General features: G+C 62.8%; 8 protein-coding genes. 3 read left to right on the top strand and 5 right to left on the bottom strand.

Going from position 1 to position 7,602, the window contains the following annotated elements:
- The coding region (locus Q8R73_RS17000) for a carbon-nitrogen hydrolase family protein (protein ID WP_305720712.1) at window positions 1-1,367 on the top strand (1,367 nt) is incomplete at its 5' end.
- Window positions 1,368-1,378: 11 nt separating this feature from the next.
- Complete coding sequence (locus tag Q8R73_RS16995; RefSeq protein WP_305720711.1) at window positions 1,379-2,389, top strand: LysR family transcriptional regulator; 1,011 nt, start codon at window positions 1,379-1,381, stop codon at window positions 2,387-2,389.
- A 38-nt stretch (window positions 2,390-2,427) separates the two neighbouring features.
- Here Q8R73_RS16995 and Q8R73_RS16990 read toward each other — a convergent pair whose 3' ends face one another.
- The 5 genes from Q8R73_RS16990 to Q8R73_RS16970 form a co-directional block, all read right to left on the bottom strand.
- Window positions 2,428-3,303, bottom strand: a complete 876-nt coding sequence (locus Q8R73_RS16990; RefSeq protein ID WP_305720710.1) for an ABC transporter ATP-binding protein — start codon at window positions 3,301-3,303, stop codon at window positions 2,428-2,430.
- Window positions 3,300-4,088: an ABC transporter permease gene (locus tag Q8R73_RS16985; RefSeq protein ID WP_305720713.1), complete on the bottom strand. Its 789-nt coding sequence runs from the start codon at window positions 4,086-4,088 to the stop codon at window positions 3,300-3,302. The genes Q8R73_RS16990 and Q8R73_RS16985 overlap by 4 nt, the downstream gene beginning before the upstream one ends.
- Before the next feature lie 125 nt (window positions 4,089-4,213).
- Window positions 4,214-5,638 (bottom strand): ABC transporter substrate-binding protein, encoded by a 1,425-nt coding sequence (locus tag Q8R73_RS16980; RefSeq protein WP_305720709.1) that lies wholly within the window; start codon window positions 5,636-5,638, stop codon window positions 4,214-4,216.
- Window positions 5,639-5,817: 179 nt separating this feature from the next.
- The gene (locus Q8R73_RS16975; protein WP_305720708.1) at window positions 5,818-6,609 is read right to left on the bottom strand and encodes a Crp/Fnr family transcriptional regulator; all 792 of its coding nucleotides are present in this window, start codon (window positions 6,607-6,609) and stop codon (window positions 5,818-5,820) included.
- A 135-nt stretch (window positions 6,610-6,744) separates the two neighbouring features.
- Window positions 6,745-7,074 (bottom strand): gamma-butyrobetaine hydroxylase-like domain-containing protein, encoded by a 330-nt coding sequence (locus Q8R73_RS16970; RefSeq protein ID WP_305720707.1) that lies wholly within the window; start codon window positions 7,072-7,074, stop codon window positions 6,745-6,747.
- A gap of 231 nt (window positions 7,075-7,305) precedes the next feature.
- Between Q8R73_RS16970 and Q8R73_RS16965 the strand changes: the two genes are divergently transcribed.
- A partial coding sequence (locus Q8R73_RS16965) for an FAD-binding oxidoreductase (protein ID WP_305720706.1) occupies window positions 7,306-7,602 on the top strand: 297 nt, incomplete at its 3' end.

Raw genomic sequence — 7,602 nt, 5'->3', positions numbered from 1 at the left:
ACAGCGGGATCATGTTCGACCGCAACGGCAAGCTCGCCTGCCATTACCACAAGCAGTTCCTCGCCACCCACGACCAGAACTGGTTCAGCTTCGGCGAGCGCGGTTGCCCGGTGGTGGATACCGATCTCGGCCGCATCGGCCTGCTGATCTGCTTCGATGGCCGGATTCCGGAAATCTTCCGCGCCATGGCGATGCAGGGCGCCGAGGTGATCGTCGACATGGCGAATTTCTTCGCGATGGACCAGGCCGACATGTGGGGGCCGGCGCGTTCCTACGAAAACGGCGTGTGGCTGGTCGCCGCCACCAAGGCCGGCTATGAGCGCTCGATCTATTATCCGGGCGGCAGCATGATCGTCGACCCGAAGGGCAGGGTGATGTCCAAGGTCCCCTACGACACCCATGGCATGTCGATCGCCGACATCGATCTCGACGCCGCCGCCGACAAGTCGATCTACACCGCCAACGACAAGATCGCCGACCGGCGCCCCGAGACCTACGGAATCATGGCGCTGCCGTATGAGAAGACGCCGGTGTTCGGCGTCGCCGACAAGCCGCTGATCCCGTCTAAATCCGTGACCAAGGTCGCCGCCGTGCAGATGCACGTTACCGCCGAGACCACCGTCGCCGATGTGCTCGCCATGGTCGACCACACCGCCAAACTGGGCGTGAAGGTCCTGGTGCTGCCCGAATACGCGTTCTCTCCGGAATGCATTCTCGACGCGAAGGAGGCGGCTGCGCTCGCGGACCAGAGTGCCGCGAACCTGTCCGGCATTTCGGCCATCGCGGCCAAATATGGCTGCCTGATCGCCGCCCCGATCGTGGAGCGGGCGGCGGCCGGGCTTTATGTGACGACGGTGCTGGTCGGACCGGACGGCAAGGAAACCGGCCGCTATCGCAAGACCCACCTGACCGCGGAGGAACGCAAATGGGCGGTCGCCGGCTTCGACTACCCGGTGTTCGAGACGCCGTTCGGCCGCATCGGCGTGATGTCGGGCTATGACGCGGTGTTTCCGGAAACCTCGCGCTGCCTCGCCATCGGCGGCGCCGACATCATTCTGTGGCCGGCCGCGCTGCGCGAGCCGTTCGAGCGCGAATTGCTGGCGGTGCCGCGCGCCGAGGACAACCGGGTGGCGGTCGTGCTGGCCAACCGCACCGACTGCCCTTACCCCGGCGGCAGCGTCGTGATTCCGCCGAACGGCTTCCCTCAATGGGATATCAATGTCGCCGCGCCGCGGGTGATGAAGCTCGGCGCGGTAATGCCCAAGCACATCGATCTCGCGCTCTGCCGCCAGAAGCTGATGATCCCGAAGGTCGACATGTTTGCAAACCGGCTGGTTGAGACATACGCTCCGATCGTCGCGGCCTAGCCTAACCCGCCATGGGAGTGCTGCTCGATCGCGATTCGAAGGCCGGCGGCTTGAGCCGCCGGCAGCCGCGAAGGATCGTCAAGGGAGTGGCCAAGCCGCAGCGCAAGCTTCGCTATGACTGGAACGACGTCGTCTACTTCCTGGAAGTGGCGCGCCAGCGCAACCTCGTTCGCGCCGCCGAGAAGCTCAAGGTCGATCATACCACGGTAAGCCGGCGTATCCGCGAACTGGAGCGCAGCCTGAATTCCACGCTGTTCAAGCGCAGCAAGTCCGGCTTCGCCCTGACCGAAATCGGGCTGCGCCTGCTGCAATATGCCGAGGGTATGGAGAGCCAGGCCAATTCCATGGTGGAAGCCATCGGGATCGAGCAGGCGGATGCCGGCGGCGCGGTACGCATTGCGGCGATGGAGGGGATCGGAAGCTTCTACCTCACCAAATGCATCGGCGATTTCAACAAGGTCTACCCGTCGATCCAGGTCGAACTGATCACGGATACGCGGCTGCTCGACCTCAGCCGGCGCGAGGCGGACATCTTCGTCAGCTTCTTCCGGCCGCAGGGCAAGCGGCTGTCGGTGAAGAAGGTCGGCGAGTTCAAGATCTCGCTCTACAGCTCGAGCAATTATTTCGACGACCATCCCTATCCGAAGACACTGAAGGAACTCGAGACCCACGCCTTCATCGATTTCATCGAGGATCATATCTACAGCAAGGAGAACCGCTGGCTTTCCGACATCCTGCGTCCCGCGCACACCGTGTTCCGCAGCACCAGCCTGGTCGCGCAGTACATCGCGGTCGCCAACGGGCAGGGCATCGCGATGCTGCCGTCCTATGTCGCAGCGAACGACCGCGACCTGCGGCCGGTGATGCCGGAACTGTTTTCCATGCGCGACATCTGGCTGTCGGTGCACGAAGACCTGCTGCATATCGCGCGCATCAAGGCCGTCACGGTATTTCTCGAGAAGCGCATCGAACTCGACAAGGCGCTCCTGACCTCGGTCAGGGGCAAGGGAAAGCGGAGCTGATCCGCCGGGCGCTCGCTGCGCCCGGCCGGTGAAACGCCTCAAAGCACGTCGGCGAGCGATTGTCCGTGCAGGTCGATACTCAGGCCGTCCAGCGCCAGGTCGTTCAGCTCGCCGCCCATGGCCTTGATGCTTTCCTCCCGGATCAGCGACATCAGGCCGCGGCGCAGTCCGAGAAATTCCGACGACATCATCATCGACTGGTGCCGGGGCCGCTCCAGCGGGATGGTGATCTCGGCCTTGATGGAGCCGGGCCGCGCGGTCATGCAGTAGACGCGATCGGACAGGAAGATGGCTTCGTCGATGTCGTGGGTGACGAAAAGCACCGAGATCTTCAGCCGCTGCCACATGTTGGTGAGGATCTGCTGCATGATGACCCGGGTCTGCGCGTCGAGCGCGCCGAAGGGTTCGTCGAGCAGCAGCACCTTGGGCCCGGTGGCCAGCGCACGAACGATGCCGACGCGCTGTTTCATGCCGCCGGACAGGCTGTCCGGATACTTGTTCTCGAAGGCGGTCAGGCCGGCCAGCCCCAGCAATGTGCGCGCGGCGCGGTCGCGGCTGGACTTGTCGAGGTGTTTCATCTTCAGGCCGAATTCGACGTTCCCCTTCACCGTCTTCCAGGGAAACAGCGAATATTGCTGGAACACCATGCCGCGATCGGCGCCGGGACCGTCGATCGGCTCGCCATCGACGGTGACGCCGCCCCTGGTAGGCTTGAGGAATCCCGCGACCGCGTTGAGCAGTGTGGATTTCCCGCAGCCGGACGGCCCGACGATCGAGACGAATTCCCCGGGATTGACGTGGATCGAGGCGTTGGAAACCGCTTCGACCGGACCCTCGAGGGTGTCGTAGCTCAGGGCGAAATTGTCGACGTCGACGCGGCCCTTCGAAGGCGGGGTTGGAGTCATTATGTTCATGTTCGATTCCAGGGCATGACGAGGCGACCAAGTCCCCGGATCAACGCACTCGATCCGAGGCCGAGCACACCGATGCAGATCATTCCGAGCGCGATATCGGCGTACTGGACCAGCGAGTAGGCCTCCCAGGTAAAGTAGCCGATGCCGAACTGGCCGGAGATCATCTCGGCGGCGATCAGCGATACCCAGGCCACGCCCATCCCGACGGTGAGGCCGGTGAAGATGTGCGGCAGCGAAGCGGGGAAGTAGACCTCGCGAAAGATCGACACTTCGCGGGCGCCCAGACACTGCGCGGCGCGCACCAGCACCGGGTCGACCAGCGACATCCCGTGCAGCGTGTTGACGAGGATCGGAAAGAACGATCCAAGAAACGTGATGTAGATGATGCTCTGCTCGTTGGTCGGCCACAACATGATGGCCATCGGCACCCATGCGATGGCAGGGATCGGGCGCAGCACTTCCATGACCGGAAACAGGATTTCGTGCGCGACCCTGAACCGGCCCATCACCAGTCCGAGCGGGACCGCGATCAGGGCGGCCAGCGAAAAGCCGAACAGGATGCGACGGCAGCTCAGGACGACATGCGTGAAGAACGTCGAATCCTGCATCGCCCGCGTCAGGCTTTCATAGACCGCCGAAGGCGACGGCACGTTGGTGAAGCGGATGAAGAAAACGACGCGATTTTCCGTCAGCAGATGCCAAGCCAGCAGAAACAGCGCCAGCGAGATGGCGCCGATCAGCACGGCACGCAGCCCGCGGCGGTTCAGCGCCAGCCAGCGCCTCAGATAGGCCGCAAGCTGCGGCGGCGCGCCGGCCGGCGACTGGACCGTCCGGACATGGGACGTTTCAGCGCCGATCTCGGGCCCGGTCGCAGTTTGCTGTTCGCGTCGCAAGGCGAAGGTTTCCACTTTCAACCCCCGCTGACGACCGTCTTGAGGGCGTCTTCGAAGCCGAGCACCTTGCCGTTGATCTTGGCCGCGTAGGCTTCGGCGTCCTTCTTCAGCAGAAACGGCGCGATCTGGCTCTTGTCGGCGGCCACGGCGAAGAAGGCCTGGTCGGCGAACAGCTTGATGCCGCGCGCGGTGTCGAACACATAGGCGACGTTGATCTTCTTGCCCTTGGCCTTGATGTCGGCATAGGCGCCAAGCGTGCAGGCGGGACTACTGTAGGGCGAGATGCCCTCGCCGTCGACCCAGACCTCACCGGCCTTGCGCGGTTCGCCGATCGGCTTCTTGCAGAACTTGTCCTCGCCGGAGACTTCGTAGTTTTTGGTGCTCTTGAGTTCGGCCTCGTAGTCCAGCTTCAACTCGGCATAGGCCTTGCGAATATAGCTGTCGTCGACCCATTTCGTCGGATCGAACTCCTTCATGCGGCCGAGATTCTGCAGCACCTTGACGTCGACCACCGCGGCGTCGATCAGCGGCTTCTTGATGGTGGGGTCGGTGGTCATGTTGCCGCCGGGGCCGAGGAAGATGTAGACGACTTCCTTGTTGATGCCGGTCCATTCCTGGATTTTCTCGGCCGCCAGCTTGGGATCGGCGCGCACCCATGCGTTAGCGGCGACGATTGCCTTGATGTAGGCGACCACCACTTCCGGATATTTCTCCGCGAAGTCGGTGCGGACCACGACGCCATGCCAGGTCGGCAGGTTGGTTTCGACGCCGTCGAAGATCTTGCGCGCGAAGCCGCGGAACGGCAGCAGTTCGGCGAACGGCACGAAGTCGGCGTGGGCGTCGATCTTCTTTTCCTGCAGGTTGGTCGATCCGACCTCCGGGCTCTGGCTGACGAGCTGGAAGTAGTTGGGCGGCCAGTTGCGGTCCTGCATTGCCTTCAGGACCATGCCATGGGCGGCGGAGCCGAAGGGGACGCTGACCAGTTTGTCCTTGAGGTCGGAGAGCTCGTAATAGGGCGAGTCCTTGTGCACGACCATGCCGTTGCCGGAGCCTTCGAGACTATAGGCTGCGACCGCGATCAGGCGGCTCTTGCTTTCCGGATTGCTCTCGAAAGTGAAGCCGTTCACCACCAGCGGATAATCGCCCATTGCGCCGAACTGCAGTTTGTTCGCCATCATGCCGTTGGTGACGGGAGGCCCGGATGTGAAATTCTGCCACTCGAATTCGAACTTGATGTTGGCGTATTTGCCGTCCTTGGGCAGGTACTTCTCCAGCAATTTGAGCTGGCGAATAATGACGCCCGTGGTGACGGTGTTGGTGGTGGTGTCCTGGGTACCGATGCCGACCGTTACCGTGGTCTGCGCGATGGCCGGACTGGCAAATGCCAGTGCCGCGGCGGCGCTCAGGACGGAACAGTAACGTAATCCCAAATAGCGAACCATTGCAGACCCTTTCGGTGTTGACGCGTTTCGGGAGTTCCCCCTGTTTTCGATATCCTTTGTCGATCCGACCCGGGGAGCAAACGTCGTCTCATGCAAACGGTCGATTAGTTGCCGGGAAAGAGCGGGTGCCCACTCCTTGAGCAATTCGGCTGCGCGGAGCCGTATCTGTAGGCATGCGATCAGTCACCGAGGCCTTTCATCTCTTTCAGGAGATCCATTCGCCGGACGACAATTCGCGATTTGCGCGAAACCACGATGTCCTTTTCCTGCATGCGTTTGAGGCTGATCGTCACCCATTGGCGCGTGGCGCCGACCATGTGGGCGAGGTCGGCATGGGTGAAGGCCGCGCCGATCAGGATTCCTTCCGCGTCCTTTACGCCGTAGAGTTCGACGAGGTGCAGCAGCAGATGGGCCAGCCGCTCGGTGATGGAGCGGGTGCCGAGCATCTGCGCCAGCGCCGAGTAGCACTTGCCCTTGAACGTCAGGCCTTCGATCAGGCCGATCGCGAGGTTGGGCACTTCCGTGACCAGCGCCCGCAGCTCCTTGCCGGGAAGCTGCACGACACAGCTGTTGCTGGTCGCCACGCCCGACCATTGATGCACGCCGCCGCCGAACACTTCCGGTCCACCGACGAAATTGCCGGGGTGCCAGTAGGCCAGCGTGATCTCGCGTCCGGAGGGCGCGGAATAGAAAACCCGAATGCGCCCGGTCTCGATCAGATAGATTCCGTCGTGCTTCGTGCCCTGGTTGAACAGGGTCTGGCCGCGGTTGAGGACCTTGCGCCGGCCGCGCCGAAGCACGGTTTCGCGATCGCGCGGCGACAGCGTCTCGAACAGCGAGGGCGCCCCTCCGAGCGAACGCGCGCTCTCGGTCAGCAACAGGGACTGGCCGCTGGATACCGGCGCCGCGGATACCCGCGGCACATTCACTCCGGGGTCGGGTGCAGCATTGATTGCCGTGTAGGTTTGCATCGGCCGCTCCAGATCTGGAATTGATCCAAAAGAGCAGCAAACCTTGTGCCAGTATCGGTTTTGAGCCCGTTGCAGGCGTTTTCAGCGGAACCTGTGAGACTTGATACGGGCTCTGGAGGCTCCGGCCCGGTCGATTCAGGCGGCGCCGAGGCCGAGCAGAAAGGTCCACGGATAGATGCCGCGGGCGTGTCCATCCGAGAAGGCCAGATTGACCGCATAGCCGCCGACCGGCGCGGCCTGCACAATGGCGATGCCGTCGAACCGTTCCGGAAAAACACCGTCGATCCGCGCCCGGATGCAGTGCGCGCATTTGCAGGCGGTGCGCAAGCGCTCGGCGGTCAGGCGGATCGCGCTGCCGTCGCCCATCGCAAGATCGAGAAAGGCTAGATCCTCGCTGATGCTGACCTGCATCGGGGCGGCTGCTGACGCCGTTGACGGGTTCGAGGCGATGGCGGGTTGGGACATTCCGGTTGCTCCGTCGGCATTGCATCAGCTCGCGCCGGCGTCCGACAGCAATTAGTTGCCGCGAAGACGCGCTTTTCTTTGAAACTAATCGACCGGCGTTTGCAGTCCTCGATTGCGCGTCATGGTTCCTTGCCGGATCAGTGTGCCTGCAGGCGTGAACAGCCGGATGCGCAGAATCAACGGCCTTTCACCCGCCATCTCCAAAACACCCAACCGGAAGAATCAGGACATATGAGCGCCTTCCATCGAGAGAAAGTTCTTTCCGTCCGGCACTGGACCGATACGCTTTTCAGCTTCACCGCCACCCGCAGTTCGGGGTTTCGATTCCAGAACGGCCAGTTCGCCATGATCGGACTTGAGGTCGACGGCCGTCCGCTGCTGCGCGCCTATTCGATGGCGAGCGCCAATCACGAGGAAGCGCTGGAATTCTTCTCCATCAAGGTCGCCGACGGCCCGCTGACCTCGAAGCTGCAGAAGATCAGGGAAGGCGATACCATCCTGGTCGGACGCAAGGCGACCGGCACGCTG

The sequence above is a fragment of the Bradyrhizobium sp. genome, assembly GCF_030697065.1.
In the GTDB taxonomy this organism is placed as follows: Bacteria; Pseudomonadota; Alphaproteobacteria; order Rhizobiales; family Xanthobacteraceae; genus Bradyrhizobium.
This window is presented reverse-complemented; position numbering and strand designations above follow the sequence as displayed.